Origin of the sequence: Neobacillus sp. CF12, from assembly GCF_030348765.1 — a bacterium.
Lineage (GTDB): Bacteria > Bacillota > Bacilli > Bacillales > Cytobacillaceae > Neobacillus.
Genome location: NZ_JAUCEU010000007.1, coordinates 2,384,332 through 2,404,767, shown reverse-complemented (window position 1 = coordinate 2,404,767; position 20,436 = coordinate 2,384,332). Strand labels below are relative to the sequence as shown.

The 20,436-nt window shown below is 34.3% G+C and carries 17 protein-coding genes and 2 pseudogenes; 14 read left to right on the top strand and 5 right to left on the bottom strand.

The window, feature by feature from the left end; translation table 11 throughout:
- Positions 1-20 precede the first annotated feature (20 nt).
- The 4 genes from QUG14_RS11285 (at position 21) to QUG14_RS11270 (ending at position 2,863) form a co-directional block, all read left to right on the top strand.
- Positions 21-590 (top strand): sulfurtransferase TusA family protein, encoded by a 570-nt coding sequence (locus QUG14_RS11285; protein WP_289340631.1) that lies wholly within the window; start codon positions 21-23, stop codon positions 588-590.
- Positions 591-652: 62 nt separating this feature from the next.
- Positions 653-1,780: an MBL fold metallo-hydrolase gene (locus tag QUG14_RS11280; protein WP_289340630.1), complete on the top strand. Its 1,128-nt coding sequence runs from the start codon at positions 653-655 to the stop codon at positions 1,778-1,780.
- Between the two features lie 28 nt (positions 1,781-1,808).
- On the top strand, positions 1,809-2,036 hold the full coding sequence (locus tag QUG14_RS11275; protein WP_289340629.1) for a sulfurtransferase TusA family protein: 228 nt from the start codon (positions 1,809-1,811) through the stop codon (positions 2,034-2,036).
- Positions 2,037-2,086: 50 nt separating this feature from the next.
- Positions 2,087-2,863, top strand: coding sequence for a sulfite exporter TauE/SafE family protein (locus QUG14_RS11270; RefSeq protein ID WP_289340628.1), 777 nt, complete (start codon positions 2,087-2,089; stop codon positions 2,861-2,863).
- Positions 2,864-3,614: 751 nt separating this feature from the next.
- Here QUG14_RS11270 and QUG14_RS11265 read toward each other — a convergent pair.
- Positions 3,615-3,935: a rhodanese-like domain-containing protein gene (locus QUG14_RS11265; protein ID WP_289340627.1), complete on the bottom strand. Its 321-nt coding sequence runs from the start codon at positions 3,933-3,935 to the stop codon at positions 3,615-3,617.
- A 1,252-nt stretch (positions 3,936-5,187) separates the two neighbouring features.
- On the bottom strand, positions 5,188-6,633 hold the full coding sequence (locus tag QUG14_RS11260) for a L,D-transpeptidase family protein (protein WP_289340626.1): 1,446 nt from the start codon (positions 6,631-6,633) through the stop codon (positions 5,188-5,190).
- Positions 6,634-7,049: 416 nt separating this feature from the next.
- Here QUG14_RS11260 and QUG14_RS11255 point away from each other — a divergent pair, with 416 nt between their 5' ends.
- Positions 7,050-7,742 carry a response regulator transcription factor gene (locus QUG14_RS11255; RefSeq protein WP_289340625.1) on the top strand — a complete coding sequence of 231 codons (693 nt, stop codon included), beginning with the start codon at positions 7,050-7,052 and terminating at the stop codon, positions 7,740-7,742.
- Between the two features lie 133 nt (positions 7,743-7,875).
- Here the strand turns inward: QUG14_RS11255 and QUG14_RS11250 are convergent.
- Positions 7,876-8,067, bottom strand: a pseudogene (locus QUG14_RS11250) (D-alanyl-D-alanine carboxypeptidase family protein); the annotation flags it as partial.
- 349 nt (positions 8,068-8,416) lie between these two features.
- Here QUG14_RS11250 and QUG14_RS11245 point away from each other — a divergent pair.
- From QUG14_RS11245 to QUG14_RS29870, 5 genes and pseudogenes are all read left to right on the top strand, one after another.
- Positions 8,417-9,844, top strand: a complete 1,428-nt coding sequence (locus QUG14_RS11245) for a DUF1254 domain-containing protein (RefSeq protein WP_289340624.1) — start codon at positions 8,417-8,419, stop codon at positions 9,842-9,844.
- 155 nt (positions 9,845-9,999) lie between these two features.
- Positions 10,000-11,502: a spore germination protein gene (locus QUG14_RS11240; protein WP_289340623.1), complete on the top strand. Its 1,503-nt coding sequence runs from the start codon at positions 10,000-10,002 to the stop codon at positions 11,500-11,502.
- Entirely contained in the window at positions 11,486-12,577 is a 1,092-nt protein-coding gene (locus tag QUG14_RS11235; RefSeq protein ID WP_289340622.1) for a GerAB/ArcD/ProY family transporter, read from the top strand. Before QUG14_RS11240 ends, QUG14_RS11235 begins: the two co-directional genes overlap by 17 nt.
- Positions 12,574-13,674: a Ger(x)C family spore germination protein gene (locus tag QUG14_RS11230; protein WP_289340621.1), complete on the top strand. Its 1,101-nt coding sequence runs from the start codon at positions 12,574-12,576 to the stop codon at positions 13,672-13,674. Before QUG14_RS11235 ends, QUG14_RS11230 begins: the two co-directional genes overlap by 4 nt.
- A gap of 27 nt (positions 13,675-13,701) precedes the next feature.
- Positions 13,702-13,858: pseudogene (locus tag QUG14_RS29870) on the top strand (2-thiouracil desulfurase family protein); the annotation flags it as partial.
- A 592-nt stretch (positions 13,859-14,450) separates the two neighbouring features.
- Here QUG14_RS29870 and QUG14_RS11220 read toward each other — a convergent pair.
- Positions 14,451-14,906 carry a 2,4'-dihydroxyacetophenone dioxygenase family protein gene (locus QUG14_RS11220; RefSeq protein ID WP_289340620.1) on the bottom strand — a complete coding sequence of 152 codons (456 nt, stop codon included), beginning with the start codon at positions 14,904-14,906 and terminating at the stop codon, positions 14,451-14,453.
- A 1,112-nt stretch (positions 14,907-16,018) separates the two neighbouring features.
- Entirely contained in the window at positions 16,019-16,915 is an 897-nt protein-coding gene (locus QUG14_RS11215; protein ID WP_289340619.1) for a LysR family transcriptional regulator, read from the bottom strand.
- 243 nt (positions 16,916-17,158) lie between these two features.
- Between QUG14_RS11215 and QUG14_RS11210 the strand changes: the two genes are divergently transcribed.
- From QUG14_RS11210 to QUG14_RS11195, 4 genes are all read left to right on the top strand, one after another.
- Entirely contained in the window at positions 17,159-17,950 is a 792-nt protein-coding gene (locus QUG14_RS11210) for an SDR family NAD(P)-dependent oxidoreductase (protein ID WP_289340618.1), read from the top strand.
- Between the two features lie 69 nt (positions 17,951-18,019).
- The gene (locus QUG14_RS11205) at positions 18,020-18,781 is read left to right on the top strand and encodes an SDR family NAD(P)-dependent oxidoreductase (protein WP_289340617.1); all 762 of its coding nucleotides are present in this window, start codon (positions 18,020-18,022) and stop codon (positions 18,779-18,781) included.
- 104 nt (positions 18,782-18,885) lie between these two features.
- Complete coding sequence (locus tag QUG14_RS11200; RefSeq protein WP_289340616.1) at positions 18,886-19,278, top strand: YidH family protein; 393 nt, start codon at positions 18,886-18,888, stop codon at positions 19,276-19,278.
- Between the two features lie 55 nt (positions 19,279-19,333).
- Entirely contained in the window at positions 19,334-20,293 is a 960-nt protein-coding gene (locus tag QUG14_RS11195) for a formylglycine-generating enzyme family protein (RefSeq protein ID WP_289340615.1), read from the top strand.
- Positions 20,294-20,436 lie beyond the last annotated feature (143 nt).

Genomic DNA, 20,436 nt, shown 5'->3' with positions numbered 1-20,436 from the left:
TAAAAACAGGGGGATATTAAATGAATAACATGAAAGCTAATGTAATATTAGACGCAAAGGGATTAGCATGTCCTATGCCAATTGTTAAAACAAAGAAGAAAATGAGTGAATTAGAGGCTGGTCAAGTATTGGAAGTGCAAGCAACAGATAAGGGGTCCAAAGCTGACTTAAAAGCTTGGTCTGAAAGCACAGGTCATCATTATTTAGGCACGTTGGAGGAAGGCGATGTATTAAAGCATTATATAAGGAAGTCATCTGGTGATGAATCAATTGAAAGAAAACATCAGAATGTCGTTAATAATAATGAACTCGAAATGAAACTTGCTGCAAATGAAAATATTGTGGTTCTGGATGTTAGGGAAACAGCAGAATATGCTTTTAATCATATTCCAAATGCTATCTCTATTCCTTTGGGTGAACTTGAAAAACGTATAGGTGAGTTAGATAAATCAAAAGAAATATATGTTATTTGCCGGACAGGAAGCCGCAGTGACCTGGCTGCACAAAAGCTAGCAGAAAAGGGATTTACTAAAGTTATTAACGTAATACCAGGAATGAGTAAATGGTCCGGGAAAACAACTACACTATAGGATAAAATCGTAAACTAATCATATTTTTTTAAAATTATATATACCGTAGGGGGTAAAACGGAATGACTGTAAATGTAATGACTTCAAAAGAGGTAACGAAAAAAGTATTTAATAAAGAAAAATTATTTATTCTAGATGTTCGAAATGAGAGTGACTTTCAGGTTTGGAAAATTGAAGGAGAAAATTTCGATTATTTTAACATCCCTTATTTTGAATTGCTAGATGGTGTTGGAGGTATTATGGATAAGATTCCTTCTGATAAAGAAGTTTTGGTGGTGTGTGCGAAAGAAGGATCATCTATTATGGTGGCTGAAATGTTATCTGATGAAGGGCTTACTGTTTCTTACCTAGAGGGTGGCATGAAAGCTTGGAGTGAGCATTTAGAACCCGTAAAAGTCGGGGATTTGAAAGATGGCGGCGAAATTTATCAGTTTGTACGTATTGGTAAAGGATGTTTATCTTACATGGTTGTGTCGAACGGTGATGCTGCTATTATTGATGCCACTCGTATGACTGACATTTATCTTGAATTTGCTGACAGTATTGGGGCAAAAATCACTCATGTTTTTGACACACACTTACATGCGGACCACATCTCCGGTGGAAGAAACATTGCAGAAAAAACAGGCGCAACTTATTGGCTTCCTCCAAAAGATGCAACCGAAGTTACATTTGCCTACCAACCATTAGAAGCTGGGGAGCTTCTAGAAATTGGAAATGTAAAAATTAATATCCATGCCTTATATTCTCCCGGCCATACAATTGGATCTACTTCCTTTATTGTGGATGAAAAGTTCTTACTTTCAGGTGATATCTTGTTCATTGACTCAATCGGAAGACCAGATTTAGCTGGCTTAGCTCAGGATTGGGTGGGGGATTTAAGAGAAAGTCTATATAAACGCTACAGAGAACTTTCTGAAGAATTAGTGGTCCTTCCTGCTCACTTTATGATAATTGAAGAACTAAATGAAGATGGCAGTGTATCAGAAAAATTAGGAACATTATATGCTAAAAACCATGGCTTGAATATTGAAGACGAAGATGAGTTCAGAAAATTAGTAACGGAAAACTTACCACCACAACCAAATGCGTATCAAGAAATTCGTGAAACAAATATGGGAAAAATCAATCCCGATGAAGAAAAACAACGTGAAATGGAAATTGGACCAAATCGCTGTGCAGTTCGATAAGTAAAACAAAAACTAGGAGGTAAAAGAAATGGAAGCAAATAAAGTTTTAGACGCAAAAGGGTTAGCATGTCCAATGCCGATCGTAAAGACAAAAAAGGCAATGAATGAATTAGAAAGTGGTCAAGTGTTAGAAATTCATGCGACGGATAAAGGGGCAAAAAATGACCTTGCGGCATGGGCAAAATCAGGCGGTCACGAGGTAGTGAAACACGAAGTGGAGAACGACGTTTTGAAGTTCTGGATAAAAAAAGGTTAGGAAATAGGGAACCGATTCGGGTTCCCTTTTCTTAAGGGGGAGGAAGTACAATGGATATTGGCTTTATTATAACTATTTTCTTAATTGGTTTTATTGGTTCATATATATCTGGAATGTTAGGAATAGGCGGTTCTATTATTAAATATCCGATGCTTTTATATATTCCGCCTATATTTGGTTTAGCAGCATTTAGTGCCCACGAAGTATCAGGGATAAGCGCTGTTCAGGTGTTTTTTGCAACAATCGGTGGTGTTTGGGCGTACCGTAAAGGTGGCTACCTAAATAAAACTCTAATAGGATATATGGGAGCCAGCATTTTAGTTGGTAGTTTTGTTGGCGGTTTTGGTTCAAGGTTAATGTCAGAGGGCGGAATTAATTTAGTTTATGGGATATTAGCATTAATAGCCGCTGTCATGATGTTTGTTCCGAAAAAAGGAATTGACGATATCCCATTAGATCAAGTGAAGTTTAATAAATGGCTGGCAGCATCACTGGCATTAATTGTTGGAATTGGTTCCGGAATCGTTGGAGCAGCAGGAGCGTTTTTATTAGTTCCAATCATGCTAGTTGTATTAAAAATACCAACACGTATGACGATTGCTTCTTCATTGGCTATTACGTTTTTATCTTCAATTGGTGCCACTGTTGGAAAAATCACAACGGGACAAGTTGAAATTTTGCCTTCTGTAATTATGATTATTGCCAGTTTAATTGCCTCACCATTAGGCGCAATGGCTGGTAAAAAAGTAAATACCAAGATTTTACAAGTGGTATTAGCCTTTTTAATTTTAGCAACAGCTATAAAGATTTGGATGGATATTTTATAAGTCGAATACTTAAGAAAAGGGTACGGCAATTAAAGAAGATACTGTTTGCCAAGGGGGAATTAAGATGACTGAAGGACAAAATAAAAAGACTAATTGCACTGAAACTGGTTCTTGAGGTATTAGCCGGCATAACTTTTCTGGAAATGAAAAACAGGTTAAGCAACTGATTCCTATATGACTAGGAACGTTTGTATGCTCCTGGTAGGAGCTTTTTACATTATTTATAAAGCTTTTAACTGAGATTCTTTATTTAATCCGTAGAGGATATAAATTTTGGTTAGATATACTATAAATTAAGTTGGACTAGTAGATAAAAATAATATATATGGCGGTTTATTTGTCACTGTTATGGAGGTAATACAATGGTTAAAATTACACATGCTGCAATAGGTGCGATAACGAAAGAAATACAAGAACTATTGAATGAGGACAATAGGCCCCTTATTCGTTTATCAATGGGCATTGGTTGAGGAGTCCCTCAGTTACGTCTGGCTCTGGAAGAGTCTGCTTTAGAAAGTGATGAAGTCACAGAAGAAAGTGGTATCAAGTTTTTAGTAAATGAAAGAGATATGGTTTATTTCAATAATGCAAAGATTGATTATACCAAGTCCTTATTCGGTGGCGGAAAATTTGTCGTGCTAAAAGTATAAATACGAATGATATAACCTGTCACATCAAAATCGTTATGAATTAGTTTAGAAGAAAGAACCCATCATTAATTGCTGGGTTCTTTTACTTATCTCTAATGTATTTAATTTTCAATTTCATATGACCAGTTATTCATACCGCCGGTCAAGTTATTAATATTAGTAAATTTATTATTTATTAATATTTCACTAGCTTGAGTAGAGCGATTTCCGCTGCGGCAAACCACTATATAGGTTTCTTCTTTATCTAAATCGTTCAATTTATTTTCTAATTCTTGTAGTGGTAGTAAGATTGCATTAGGGATGTGTTCTTCTTGATACTCTTCAGGGGTTCTAACATCTAGCACAACTACTTCCTTGTTGTCGATGAGTTGCTTTGCTTCCTCTGAGAGATACATTTCTATATCCTTCGGAACTAATTCCACATCCAGTAAGGACTACTACTAGTAATATTACTAATAAGTGCGAGACTCGCTTCATTTTATTACCACCTTGGAATTAATGCTCTAAGTTTAATTATTTATAACTTACTTTTTCAGCAGCATATGAAATAATATTGGCTAGTTCTTCCCCAAAAGGATCTAATTGTTGGGCCTCAATAATTTCACCTTTACTATTCAAAATAGCGAATCCTATTATTCTCTCCCTTTCTAAAACAGAAATAAACTGTAAGCTGACAGCCATGCACGGATTATCTGCATTTGTCCGCTCAATACTAGATATCCTAGCATAACCATAATCATTCCATTAACAAAAGCAAGTTTAGATAATATTTATTGATTTTTTTCATGGTATTTAAGGAAAATGATACAACAACGCTAATAATAAAAAATGGAATCGCCATTCCTAGTGAATAAGCCCCTAACAGGAAAATCCCTTGGGATAATGTATCAGCGAGTTTTTTTGTTTTATTTTTAATTAATTTATTTTTCCCATTTGACTTTAAACCCTTATAAAACCCACTTAAATCAGACTTGATTTTACTTATTTTTCTCAAATTAATTAGTTTGATTTAATGAAACAAGCTTGACAGGGTTGAGGTCGGGGGTTCGAACCCCTCACAGGTCATCAATACAGATCCTTGGTAACCCTTGTGTTATCAAGGTTTTTTATATATAACAGGAAAATTAGTTTGAAGTAATACAGATGAATGGGTGGCAATTTGGTGGTAAAATAAAAAAGTTTAAATCATAAAAAACAAATAAAACAGCTTTAAGCTTGATCTTTTTTATTTTTCGTAAAAAATTGATCGACTTGATTTGCTGCTGCTTCGTCGGCACTTTTAAGAGCATGGCCGTATAGATCCATTGTCGTACCTATTTTCGAATGTCCTAACCTGGAGCTCGCATTGATAGGTTCAAAAAAAGCGTGAAGAAGGAATAATATTATAAACCAGCTAAAATATAGGAAAAAAAGCGATTCTCAATATGTTAGAGAATCGCTTTATATTTATTAAAAACAGGATACGCATATAAATATTATAATTAAAAATACACGGATCTAGTCTTAAACATATAAATATTCTCCTGGTTCATTCCGCTCTTTGCCATACGATCCACTAGTGCAGCCATCCTCTTGAACCAGCCATTTCATATGATTATTCTCCTTTCAATGTTAAGAAACTATTACCTAAACAGTTTTCTCGAAAAGCAATACTTTTTTATAGACTGCCATTTCTTAATAAATGACAACCGGCTCGTAAGTACTGAGATTATCAAACACGGTTTTCATAACACTAGACGGTATGTTGACGCAGCCTCCGGATCCTTTCGTAAGAAAGGCATTGCTTGACCAATTTGTCCGCCAGCCGGCATCGTGGAAACCTTGCCCGCTGTTCGTAAATGGAGCCCAATAATTGACTTTAATTTCATAAGCCCCACTACCAACATGGGAGCCCTTGAGCGTGTGTGGTGTTCGTTTGAAGAGGATATACCACACTCCTTTTGATGTATCTTCACCGGTGCTGTGTTTACCGGTCACGACATTCGTTGTGACTACTAATTTTCCATTTTTATAAAGCCAAATACGCTGTTCTGCAATCGACACTTCGGCATACGTTTCGCCAATGCCATTGTTCGTTGTCGTTTCATAACCGTAGCCTTCGTTACTCCAGCCATGTCCGATAATATTAGAAGCAGAAATTGATTTTACTTCTTTTTCAAAAGCTGCCTGAATCTGTTTTGTTTCTTTGTCCACATCTAATGCCCAGCCATAGCCTTGTCCCTTAACCATTATGACTGTACCTGAATGGGTCTTAAATTTGAAGTTTTTATCTAATGTAGATTGAAAACTATTAATTTCTGCAATTTTATTTTTAATATCACCAGCATCAATCTTAACCTTCATTTTTTTTGACACAGAGGCATTTTTAATTAAATCGCTGGCTTTTAACGTATAAACTTGATCTTGCACCTTATAATCAAGGGTTCGTTGAAGGAGTTCCTTCAGCTTTTTTCGTTCATTTTTTACAATCGAACTGTCCTCTTTGATTGGCTGTATGTATACAGGATTCAGACGGATTTCACTAGTATATTCCTGCTTCTCGTAGTCCATTAATAGACTGTCGATATCATACTGCTCCCCGCTAATGCTTTTTGAGACGACAATTTTACCTTGTTCCAAATGAGCCTCCGCATCTTGTGGCGCTTTTAAACTCTTATTTATAGATATAAGCTTTTCTTCAACTTGTTTTTTCATCGACTGGGTTTGATACTGATCTAGTTTGTTTGGCATTAACGAATAATTTTTTGCTTTTGAGGAAGGAAAAAACGTCCGCTGGCTTCTTAATAATTTTTTGACCCCTGGCAGATCTTTATCAGTAAATTTCATCTTCGAATCTTTTCCATCTAAAATTTGTAGTTGTCCTACATAGACTTCGTTTTTTAATACAGATGCTTTTAATTTTTTTAGTGCCTGATCAGCATTCAGTCCACTGACTTCTATGCCATTAATCTTGACATGTTCATTAAAGTTGTCTGCCTGGAAATAGCTGATTACCGCAAATATGAGTGCAATAATAATGATTATACCTGTTGTAATAAACATCCTTTTTGCAAACCTTTTAAATGAGTTTACCCGTTGTTTATGAATTTCTTCCCTTGTTTCTTTTAGTGTACTTCCCATAAAGACTCCCCCACAACCTGATCATCCGGCTATAACATCCACCGACTTTAATAGTTAACAGGCAAATAATAGTTCTTATTCACAACGACAGATATCGACGTTGGATATTTTTTATACACGTCCTTGAACCTTTCACTTCATATCATTATTCACCGTTCGATATTAGGAAACTATTAACTTAACAGTTTTTTTGAAATTCAAAAATAAACTCTTGCCCAAAATATAATAATAAAGTAAACTATCTCGGACAATTACCCGATAGGGTGACAACCCCCGAAGTAGTTCTTTTGATAAAGGATTAATCCTATGATTATCACTCTAACGGGTTGTTGTCCTCTTCTATAAAACTTATTAAAATCAAACTTAATTCGCTAAATGAAAAATCAAGTAATATAATTGAACGGAGGTGATTCTAATTGCAAAATAATTGGGCTTATTTATTAGATTTATTTTGTTATCGTCATGGATTTGCGGGACAAATTTACGACTCACAAGGAAACGAACTATTTCCAATTATTAATTATAGTGTCGCACATCAGAAGACAATGGAAATCTATGGCGACAATGTGAACCAGGAATTTTGCCTCCCAATTATCCAGCAATTTAAATCATTAACAGATCCAGTGGTTTTAAGGTCGAAATTTATTCTTCGACCAAACATCATTCTGTATCCGTTTACAGTCGATAATCAGAAATACTTTTTGTTTTCAGGATTCTATTTATGCGAAGGTGAAAAGGAATGGCTCCTTGAGAATACGATAGAAACCCCTTGGAGGTTTTATTTAGATACATTGGAAACGTTCACAAATGCTGAAGAGCAGAATATGATTCATGAAATCGGCAGGTTGGTTCAACTATTAACAAATCAAGGAAGCCAAAGTCCATTAGAGGCAGTTTCGGACCAGACTAATGAAGCACTAACAGAACGCGAGTATCAAGTATTTGTACTTTTAGTAAGGGGATTGACCAATAAAGAGATTGCCAGCAGCCTATTTATTAGTGAAAACACAGTGAAGTCCCATGTGCGGAAACTATTGCAAAAGAAAAATGTGGATGATCGACGAAAATTGATTATCTTGCATTCTGAAAATGATCCGTCCAATACCTGAAATTTGATTTAAGCGACATTATCTTTGGACTAAAACCTTTTAGATGATTATCTGTTGAGCAATTGCTTGTTGAACTAACGGTTGCGAGAATTAAAGAAAAGCAATGCTTTAAGGCATTGCTTTTTATGCTTCCTCATTTATAAATACTTCCTATAATGCTCTTGCCTTTAACTCCCACTATTTTCCTTTCCTTTGGGTATCGGATTATATATCCGTACTGAGATGCCTGTTGGTTTAGCCAAACAGTTTCCTTTGTCACACCAAAGCAGTCTCCAGCTGCGCATTTTCCATTTCCTCCAGTAACATCAATTGCTCGACCTGTCTGATGCTCGCTTGTTCAAGCACTATATGGATGAAAGTTTTAATGAGAAATTTATCAAATTTATGACACGCATGCCAATTAATTAAATTATCTACCAAATATTGAAATGTGAAAAAAGGAAAGAATTTGAAATGGGCTTTGATTGCTGATGCTCGTTTACCATATTAAAAAAGGGTATTAAATTAAACCTTTTGGAGCAATATATGGAAAGAAATTTGCAGCAAAATAGCTATGAGGAGCATTGTTGTCAGCAGATGGAGTGCAGTTATAGCTATATATGAATCATGTTCTTATGTAACTACTGAAATGGGTAAAGAGGAAATTAACATTTACAAAAAGAGGTTTTGTTATAGTGAATAGAAATAAGCTTTTAATTTCGTTAATAGTGATGCTGGTTTCTATAACGACATTTGCAAGTAGGGGAACAGCAACTACTACTAATTCTACTACACCGACTTATTACACAAAACAAGTTCATAATTTTGATGCCTATCATTCTGTTCCTGTACAAGACAAATACCGTGAGAACTTAGCATATAGTATAGGCATTCAGGCTTATATATATGCCTATCCACTTTTGGAAGTAGCAAAAACAATGCAAGAATTCACAAAACACACGCCTTTAAATAAGTTTTATCATATGAGAGAATTGGCCGACTCAAACTTCAGAGACGTAGTAACACCCAATAATGATACATTGTATTCTCAAGCATGGCTTGATCTGTCAAAGGGACCGGTAGTATTGAGTGTTCCAAATGTAAAAGGGCGATACTATACCATGCAGTTTTTGGACGCTTATACTAACTCATTTCACTATATTGGAAAAAGAACTACAGGAACAACTGCTGGGAAATACGTAATTGTCGGACCAAATTGGAAAGGAAAACTACCTAAAGGTGAAAATATTATAAAAACGCCTACAAATATGGTATGGATCAATGGACGTATATTGGTGGATGGACCAAAGGATTTACCTAATGTACATACTATTCAAGACAAATTCTCACTGACACCTTACGATAAAAAAGAAGCAAAATCGCTATTGGATTTACCTACTGTTTTGTCTACTGATTTCAGTGATCCAATACAGTTTTTTGATAAAATGACAAAGTTGATTAAACTGAATCCGGGCTCTAAAGCAGATGTTGCAATGATATCACAATTTGAATTAATTGGTATAGATCCAATCAAAGGATTCCAAGGTAATATTGACTCTGCTGTAATGGCAGGACTCACACGTGCTGTTAAAGACGGAAAGGAAATTATAGCAAAAACTTTATCTACATTAGGGAAAACAAGTAACAACTGGAAAGTATTTTATGACATCGGAACATATGGTACTGACTATTTAAAGAGAGCGGTAGTTGCAATGTTTGGGTTAGGTGCTAATGTTCCTGAGGAAGCAATGTATGTACGTACACAAGTCGACAGCAATGGAAATGTACTTAGTGGTAATAATCAATATATTATTCATTTTAATAAAGACCAACCTATTCCACCAGTTAAAGCTTTTTGGTCATTAAGTATGTATGGTCCAGATAATTTCTTTGTTTCTAATCCTATCAACCGTTATTCGATTGGTGATCGTACTGAAGGGCTTAAATATAACCCTGACGGTTCTCTGGATATATATATCCAAAATGCACCACCATTAGGACATGAATCCAATTGGCTTCCTGCTCCAGCTAATCACTTTGTTCTAATGCTAAGAATGTATATGCCTGAAAAAAGTGTTCTGGATGGAACATATAAGTTCCCATTGGTTGAAAAAGTTAATTGATTATATTCATGAGAGGAACTCGCCGACTAGGGAGTTTCTCTTTTTTATTTTAGAAAAGGAAATATATTTCTTTATCTAAATGGATTTCATATTATTTTAGGTTAAGGGAAGAATATGGAATATAAAGCTTTAGTATCGAAAGGGTGGAATTATTTTTGTCCCAAAAAAATCTTTATCCTTATCAAAAATACCTTACCGATGAAGAAGCTTCAGAATCTTTAGAGAGAAACAAAAATAGAATAACTAATCTATTAAATAATACTGGTGATCTTAAATGCCGAGAAGTTAATTTTAATAATAATTCCATGTTGATACTTTATATTGAGCCAATGGTGGATAGTGAGAAACTCCAAGATAAAGTAATTAAGCCTTTGTTAACTGTTAAAGAAGGAAATATAAATCAAATCATAACGGTTGACCAAATACAACAAACTTCTTCAATGAAAACCATTATAGAAGGTATTATAAGTGGACACTGCGCATTATTAATTAATTCTTCAATTATAACTATTGTGAATGTAGTTGCGACAAACGACCGATCGGTGGAAGAACCAGCAAATGAAAAAATGCTTAAGGGTTCAAGAGCTGGGTTTGTAGAAAATTTAAATACAAATATTTATTTAATAAGAAATGAGGTATTAAATTACAATTTAACTATTGAATATATTCAAATTGGCGAATCAATGGAAAAAAGAGTTTGTTTGGTTTATTTAAACCATCTTACCAATGAAGATTTAATCCAAAAAGTCAAACAGCGAATTCAGTCTATAAAAATTGATTATGTTGGATCTACGTCACAAATTCTACAACTTATTGAAGATCAACCTTGGTCACCATTTCCGCAAGTCCTTGACACAGAAAGAGTCGATCGTGCTGTGGCTCAAATAATGGAGGGACGTGTGGTAATATTGTCCAATGGAAGCTCCAGTGCCATCATTACACCTGTTACATTAGCTTCATTTTTTCAAACACCAGAGGATTATAATGTAAGGTGGCATATTGCTTCATTTTTACGTTTAATCCGAATTGGGTGCTTTATTATTTCGCTAGTTCTTCCAGCTATATATATTGCTATTGTATCTTTTCATTATCAAATAATTCCGCAAGAACTCATTTTTCCAGTGAAAAGTTCTTTAGAAAATATTCCGTTTCCACCTTTTATCGAAGCAATCATTATGGCTTTAATATTGGAAATCATTCGAGAGGCTTCCATTCGGTTACCAACTCAGGTAACACAAACAATTGGAGTGGTAGGAGGACTTGTAATTGGTACAGCAGTTGTAGAGGCAAATCTCGTATCTAATATGATGATTATTGTTATTGCAGTTACAGCAATATCATCGTTCGTTTTACCATTTCATGAATTAGGCAACTCAATTCGTATCATTGGTTTTTTTATGATGGCTGCTGCTTCCATTTTTGGATTTTTAGGTATTGTTTGGTTGTTAGCTCTAACGTTAATGCATCTTTGTAAATTAGAGATCTTTGGAACACCATATTTTATGCCTATTGGAGTTCAACACGGTTCTAGATTAAAACATATATTTATTCGATCGCCACTTCATCTTATGGATTATCGATCGAATGATGCAAAGCCCACAGAGTTAAAACAAGAATGGAATTCCAGAGGATGGAAAAATAATGAAGAAAAATCATGACACGATTACAAAAGTCCAATTATTTTTTCTTATTACTCAAACTCAAATCGGGGTAGGCCAGATAGAATTACCTCATCATGCTTTTATCGCTGCTAAATACGATGGTTGGATATCAGTATTGTTGACAGGTGTCCTTTTCCAAATAATTATCTTCATTTTGTGGTTATTGGTTAAACGTTTCCCAAATCATACTATATTTGATTTTTCCGAAAAAGTATTAGGGAAATTATTTGGAAAAATAATTTCCTTGTTTTATTCGGGTTATTTTCTACTTGTAGCTTCCTTTCTAGCAGCATCTCCCATTTTATATAAATGGGCTTTTCCTAATACACCTAAATGGGTGGTAATGATGTTATCCCTGAGCGGAACCCTTTATTTTACTCGGGTAAACTTAAGAATTTTAGCGAAATATAATACGTTAATCTCTATGTTGATTCTTATACTTATTATTCTAGTGCTAACTGTTTATAATGACATGAGATTTGAAAATATTCTTCCGATTGGACAAACTAATTTCACAAGGATTTTCAAAGGGATAAACGCTGCCTTTTTACCAATGATTGGATATGAATTTTTACTAGTCATCTACCCCAAAATTAAGGAAAATCCAACCACTATTTTTAAAACAATGTCACTTATTAATATTCTCGTTACAGGTTTGCTTACATTTTTTGTGTTGTCTATGTTTTTTGTTTTCAGTCCTTTTGAACTTCGCACACTAAAAGAACCTGTTTTATATATATTAAAATCCTTTGATTGGAATATAATTGAACGCCTAGATATCATTCTTATCATTATTTGGGTAGCAACTGTTAATACTTCTGTTATTAACTATCTCTTTTTTGCTTCACATGGTGTTGGACACCTATTTCATAAAGGCAATCATATAAAAGCTGCAAATTATTTGCCTATCATAAGTACAATGATTTCATTATTTTTGACAACTCCTCAGAAGCTTGAGTGGATCAAAAGCCTCCTGAATTGGATGGCTTATGTTTCTTTAATAGGAATTCCTCTTTTCCTATTGGTTATTTCTATTATTTCATTTAAGTTGAAAAGAAGGAACGAGATATGAAAATACTATTTTTTTTATTTCTCTGTTTAGTTTTATTAACAGGGTGTTGGGATCTGAACTTATTAAAAGAGCTCACTCTTACCAATGGGGTTGCCTACGACCTTACAAAATCAGATGATTATTTAGTTACAATGGAGATCAGAGCTCTTAAGCCATCACCTACTGGTAGTGAACCAATGAATGAAATTTACCACAATAAAAGCAAAACGATTCAAGAGGGAACAGTAAATATAAGTAATCAAGTAGCAGGTAAATTAAAAACCGGAAAAGTCAGAATCTATTTATTGGGAGAAGATTTAGCTCGGAAAAATATATTTCATCCCTTTTATTATGTCTTTCGAGATTATGATAGTGCAATAAATTCAAATATAGCAATTGTTAACGGAGATGCAAATAAAGTTTTAGATTTAAAGAAAGTTGGTTCAAAACTTATATCTGACCATATTGAGCAACTCATAAAATCAGGAGAAGAGGAAACATTGGTACCTAAATTAAATATTAGGAAAATGATATCCTACATATTTACCTCAGGGACTGATTTTGTGATACCTTATTTGTTTCGTTCTAAAGAAGGAGATGTTGAACTTAAGGGGGTTAGTCTTATTCATGATCAGCATTATACTGGATATAATTTGCTTGGACAGAAAGCATCTCTTTTTATGTTGCTATCAAATCAATTTGGAAAATTTGCTTACTTTTCAGAATCCATCAAACAGCATGAAAAGCAATACTCTGTTAGTTTTAAGGTAAAAGACAGTAAAAGTAAAATAGTAATTCAACCGACAAAAACCGGATTAAAAGCTAAGGTTAATACTACACTTAAGGTCACATTGACTGAAATTCCATCTTCTGTAATAGAGGGTAATCAACAAAAAAGAGACATTAGCCAACAACTTTCACAAAAGTTAACAGAAAATGCTCAAAAAGTAGTTACTATATTACAAGATGCTAACAGTGATGCACTGGGGATTGGATACAAAATAAAAGCTCATTATCCGGAAATATGGAAAAACCTAAACTGGGAGAAGGATTTTAAAACCATTAAAATTATACCGAACGTCAAAGTTGAAGTTATTGAAACTGGAATTGCCAATTGAATGCTTAGAATATTTCCATTTCAATCAGCGATAACAGTTTGTCCTGAATTGCTTGATGGTTTATCAACTCCGAGGGAAGCAGCTGAAATTGATGTTACGGATCTACACATAAAGGGAGCTTCGGTACTCTAAAAAAGCTAAAGAACTTAGCATAACAACGGTCGTGCTCAAGGAGTTTAGCCCTCCCCTACGCCCATCGAACTTTGCTTCTTCGGTTCAAAATATTTTTGGTAGCCTTCCCTTCATTGGGCATTATATCTGTGCCGTTTCGCTCTTCTCGTGGCCCCAAAGACTTTTTGTACTAAGTGGGCGGGAGTGTTGAAGAAGGATATTTATTTAAGTTATTAACTTACATTTGTCGAGGTAAAAAAGAAGGCGTATCGGAATAAATTTGTTCCATGACATCTTCTTCTCTCATTTGCCCTCTGTATTGTTTTAAAACCATAAAATAACCCAGAATATTTTTAATAACTTCTACAAGTCCTTATCTAAAGTAAATACCTCGATTCAGGTGACGCCGTAGCCATAGGAGGATGGGATGGTATTTTAGAAGTTGAGGAAGTATGTGTTTGTTCCTGCTCATGAAGCTTTCGTGCAGTTTCTGTTAAAGTCATTAGAAATGAAAAAGTAAAAAAAACAGTAATTTGATCGAACACTGTTTTTTTACTTTTATAAGTTCCAGTTATTTGTTTAATAAGATAATTATCTAAATTTATTGATTGAGTTTCCCCTCTCATAAAAAAGAGGGGGGAGAGCAGTTACAAAAGAGGTAAAAATTAAAATTTTGTTAAATCCTTAAGTTCTAATCCATGCACATCACAATGTTCTTTATACATATCTAGAGCAGACAGCCAATTTAGTTTGAAAAGTGTGTTACCTTCAGTGTCTTGGAAATCTAATAAACCATCTAGAATACTTAAAATAATAACATCTTCTTCACTTAGCATTAATGGTTGATGAAGTGATCCTGCTGGTTCAAAAATAACATCTCCTGCTTTAGCAATCCATTCTTCACCATCATAGTGCCATGCACCTTGAATTGTATATACAATAACTGTGCCGTGGTGAAAATGTGGTGGTAGTACAGCACCTTTTGAACCTTTTGTTAAAGTAAAAAATTGACCGTTAATGGGGTTAACTTTAAGAATCTTGAGTTCAACACCTTCTACCCATGGAATCCATGGTAATTCTTCTGGGTTCATGTAAACTGTTTCTAACAATGGATATGACATTAAAATCCCTCTTTCATTTTGTTATTTTTTGTTTCTTTCTATGCGTAAATCTAACTAGACACCTAATGAGGTACCAACAGTAATTCCTCAATCAACTGCAATTGCTTGTCCCCTAAAAATTGAAGCATCGGCTTAACTTAAGTAATGAACAAGTGTATCACTTTTTATTAAGTGAAAACATAATATATCAATCTCTACATTCTTATTTTTAAAAATTTCTGAAATTTAATTTCGTAAATTGTCTAATTACTTAATTTGCAAAATTTATTCATTTTTTTAGAAGACTTGATTAAATGATATATTACACCTCCAATTCTAATAATAGGTAATTCATACTTAAAGCGAAGTTAAATGGTTTTACATCATTTACTTCGCAATGCACATAGTAGAAAAAGAACTCAAGTGTTTCTATAATCTAACCTATGTAATCGCATAAATTAATCTTTTGAACTACCAGTAGGCATAATCGTTAATTCTGAGATGTAAATCAGAAGAAACGTTCGCTTTCTCTACCTTAAATTTAATATACATTTCCTGTAGGTCAATATAAAGTGTAAAAAAGTGATAGCTAATTGAATAATTTTCAATTAAAAGATGAGTAATGCTTATGCTAGATCAATATAATGTATATCTGAACAAAGACAACTAAGTCTAGGCTGAAAACTGATTATAAGAAAGTATTGTCTGACTAGAGGTAAGAATGATACATCATGAACCTACGAAATTTACAATAAGTCTTCAAAAAAACATTGAAACATTCAAGGAACAATTGGACATACAACTGATTTAACTGTTCGGATGAATCGAGTCGGTAGACTCCAAACCATTTACCATACCACTCATCAATCTAGACGATCTAGTCAATGCAGATGTGTTTCGAGACTTCCTCATTACACCGTTGTTCATATTTTAGGTCATTAAAGAATTCGGTACGAAACCGTATATAATCGCCATTGAAAAAAGGATCTCAATTGATAGATGATCCTTTTTGAACGCTTATGACCATTTACTAATCGTAAGAAAAAGAGCTGCTGCAAAGCAACTCATGAACTTCGACTAACGCATCCGTTAGTTGAACAAGACTTCAAAGATATTTATTAAAAAGTTTCATTTTAAGGGAGATTTTGTTTAAATGCTTTAATAAATTGTTTGCCGTGTTCAGATAATTTCTTGCGCTTTGATCGAACGATTCCAAAGGAAAAGCGATGTGAATGTGGATGCATAAATGGAATTGTAACAATACTTCCATTTTGTATATTAGTATCCTTGTTTAAAAATAAATCCATTGCAAAAACAATTCCCAATCCCTCTGATACTGCTTCGGAAATAACGTTCACATTGTTTGTTGTCAATAATATATTCATATCAGGAACATATGTAAATAAATCATTTACAAACTCGTTACTAATAGGATCTTCCGAAAGAATGACAGATTGATGAACTAGGTCCTCAACTTGAATATTTTGCAAAAAGGCAAGTGGAGAATTTTTGCTTGCACAAATTACCGTACCCCCTTCTAGAATTGTTTCAAATTCCAATTCTGGATTAGAAGCTACAATTTCATCAGTAAATATTGTAATACCAAAATCAGTCTTATCTGTTTTTACGTCAGACAAGATAGCATGTGGTTTTTTTTCAAAAATTTCTATTTGACTATAAGGATAATTTTTTTTATATGTAACAAGCGCGCTAGGGACAATAAACATAGCGTTAGTATTGGCAGTTATAGATATATTGACTGTTTCGGGATGGAGACACTGATGCGCAAAAATGGTTATATCATCTACTTTGAGTCTAATTTCCTGTGCTTTACTGACAATAAATTTACCTTCTTCTGTAAGCTCAGCCCCCAATCTCGAACGATTAAAAATCTTTATTTGAAGTTCCATTTCTAGATTGGAAATGGCTTTACTAATACCGGACGGAGAAATATGAAGATTCTCAGCGGCTTTTATTAGTGAGCTTGTTTTAGCAACCTCAATTACATACTCCAATTGTAGTAAATTCATATCATCACTCCTTTGATTTTAGGTGAAAAAAATTCAACTAAGTCTCACTTATTTATACTGTATATTAACCGGAAGGAAAAGTATATTAATTTTAAAGGAGGGAAAGCGTTTTCTTTTAATTTTTATCTCAGAATGAATGGTTAAATCATTGATATGTTAAAAACTTTAATTAATCAAAGCGATAGCATGGATGGATTTTATAACCAGTTTTCAGTGTAACCAATATTAATAAGGAGGTTTAAAATGAGTCATTATGAATCTATTTTAATTACAGGTGGAGCAAGTGGATTAGGTTTAGGGGTAGCGAAGCATTATAGTAAAAATAAAAATGCACATATATTTTTAATAGATATAAATCCTTCAAATTTGGAAAATGCTAAAAAAGTATGTGAAGAGTTTGGAGCTACCATTCATACTAAAATTGCGAATGTTATGGATGAGGAAGCTATGGAAACAGTAATATATGAATGCGATGGAATTAGACCACTTGACTTAATTATTGCAAATGCTGCTGGACAAAGACCAGGAAGTACAAGCAGAACAGAAGAAATTCCTGAAGATATTATGTGGGCTACCAAAATTTGTGTAAATGGTGTCGCAAATACGGTTTTTCCAGCTTTAGGGTTAATGAAATCTAGAGGAAAAGGACATATTGTCATGACATCTTCTGCGGCTTCTTTTGTAGGTTTATGGGGTTTACCTGGGTATGCAGCAGCAAAAATGTGGGTACGTCGTTTAGCTGAAATGTTGCCAACATCCTACCCAGAATTAACCTTTACAGCTATTGCACCTGGAGCAGTAAAAACACCGTTATGGATTGCTTCCAACATTGATCCAAATACAGGAGAATTAAAAGCAGGCGGGCAGAAATTGCATCCATTAAGTGTTGAAGAAGGAGTAGAGTACTACATTAAAGGAATTGAGAGCAAAGAAATATTTTATGCCTTCCCACCACAATTAAGTGAGCAATTAGCATTGGCTGAAAAACTTCCATATGAAGAAAAAATGAACTTAATTAAGAGTTTTGCCAATTAAGATCTTTCTTTTTCGCCTTTAAATATCTGAATATTTTAAAAAAACACTCTAAAGGGAGATTGATATATTATGTTTTCACTTAAAGGTAAAGTTGCAGTAATTACTGGTGGAGGTTCAGGCATTGGGCTCGCTACTGTAAGACGCTTTTATCAGGCCGGAGCTACAGTTGTAGTCGCTGATCTTTCAGACGAAACAAAACTAGCTCAAGAAATTGATGGATTATATATTAAAACAGATGTTTCAATAGAAAATGAAGTACAATTTTTACTAGAAAAAACCGTTGAGAAATATGGTCATATTGATATTCTCTTTAATAATGCGGGTATCGGTAGAGGCATAGGCATGATGTCAGATGCTGAATCAGTAGATTATGAAGTATCTTTTAAAGTAAACACGATGGGTGTGTTGTATGGGCTAAAACATGGATCTGTTTACTTAAGTGATGGAGGCGTAATTATTAATTCTGCATCTGTTGCAGGTTTACAAGGAGTGCCAACATATGGACCATATGTTGCATCAAAGCACGCTGTTATAGGTATAACAAAAACTGCTGCACTAGAGTTAAGCTTACGAAATATTCGCGTAAACTGCATTTGTCCTGGAACAATCGATACGCCAATGGTGCAAAATAATACTGCTCAAAAAGCAATTAATAACTATGTTACACCACTTGGTCGTAATGGTTTACCTGAAGAAGTAGCTGCGCTTGTTCACTTCTTAAGCTCCGACGATGCAAAATTTATTACAGGACAAGCTATTGCTGTTGATGGAGGAATTACTGCTGGTACTTCATTAGGTATTTGGTCTGGGTTAGCTGCATTATCTAACTAAACTGATCAATTCTGTATCGGCAACTAAAAAGGGAACTACAGTTGAGATCCCTTTTGTTGCAATTAGAAATATAGACAATGGTGGTTATGAGTAGGAGAATAATGATGGAAGCTTTAACAAAGATGCAAGAATTACATGGAGAAAGCGTGAAATATGCACAACAGCATTTAGCTAATGAAAGAACATTTTTAGCCTGGATAAGGACGGCAATATCTATCACAGGAGTGGGATTCTTAACAACATCTTTGAATTTTACGATTAAGTTTAGTTCAAATAAGTATATTAATCTAATAGTAATCTTTCTTGGCATCTACGCATGTGTAGTTGGCTTTATTACAGGTGTTTTATCAACCATTCAATATTCAAAGAAAAGAAAAGAAATTCAAAAAGGCATCTATATTCCTGCTAACAAATCTATTGTTTTTGTTTCTTTACTATTTTCACTATTAATATTCATGATTTTTATGTATCTTTCTTTTTTATTATTCACGAAATAGTCAATGAAGCAAGCATCCTGTTACAACAATATGATTCTTAAAGTGAGTGATTTAAATGGAACTAGAAAAAATGAACGGGTGCTGTTCTCCAAATAAACGAAAATCACCCTTATCTCAGAACTCAGGAAAAAGTGTTGTTAAAAGCTGTCATAAAATCACTAACAAAAATATGATTTACCTATCCGGTGGAGAATTTTTAATGGGAACGGATGACCCTGAAGGATATATAGCTGATGGTGAAGGACCTATACGTAAAATAAAAGTGAATCCTTTCTATATAGACGCTTGTACCGTAACTAATTCTCAGTTTGAAGAATTTGTATGTGATACAGGGTATAGAACAGAGGCAGAAATATACTGCTGGTCCTTTGTCTTTCATTCTCTTGTGTCATGTGAAACACGAATGAAAGTTACACAACTTGTTCATCAAACTCCTTGGTGGCTAGTTGTAGAAGGAGCAAACTGGAGGCATCCTGAAGGGCCAGATTCAACACTTGAAGATAGAATGGATCATCCTGTAATTCATGTATCATGGAATGACGCTTTAGCATATTGTAATTGGGCTGGGAAAAGGCTGCCGACTGAGGCTGAGTGGGAATATGCTGCTCGGGGTGGTTTAGAACAAAAAAAATACGCTTGGGGTGACGAATTACTCCCAAACGGTCAACATTATGCAAATATTTGGCAGGGTCAGTTCCCAAATGAAAATCAAGTTTTAGATGGTTATAAAGGAACAGCTCCAGCCCTTTCATTTCCACCTAATAATTATGGCTTATATAATGTTTCAGGAAATGTCTGGGAATGGTGTTCTGATTGGTTCAGTCCAACCTATCATGTAAATGGTACGAAAGAAAATCCTAAAGGTATACCGAATGGAACGTCAAAGGTAATTCGTGGAGGCTCCTATCTCTGTCATGAATCTTACTGTAATCGTTATCGAGTAGCTGCCCGTAGTTCCAATACATCCGACAGTTCTACTGGAAATATGGGATTTCGATGCGCTAAAGATGCTTAAGTTTTCATTTTGGAAGGGATCTTAACGATTGTTCATTTAATATCAGTTTTTTTTAACTTTGATGAGTATGAATGTAAGTTTACAAGGTGTAATCTGCAAATTGAAATTGTAAGCGTTATCAACAGATTCGTTATTTTAGATTT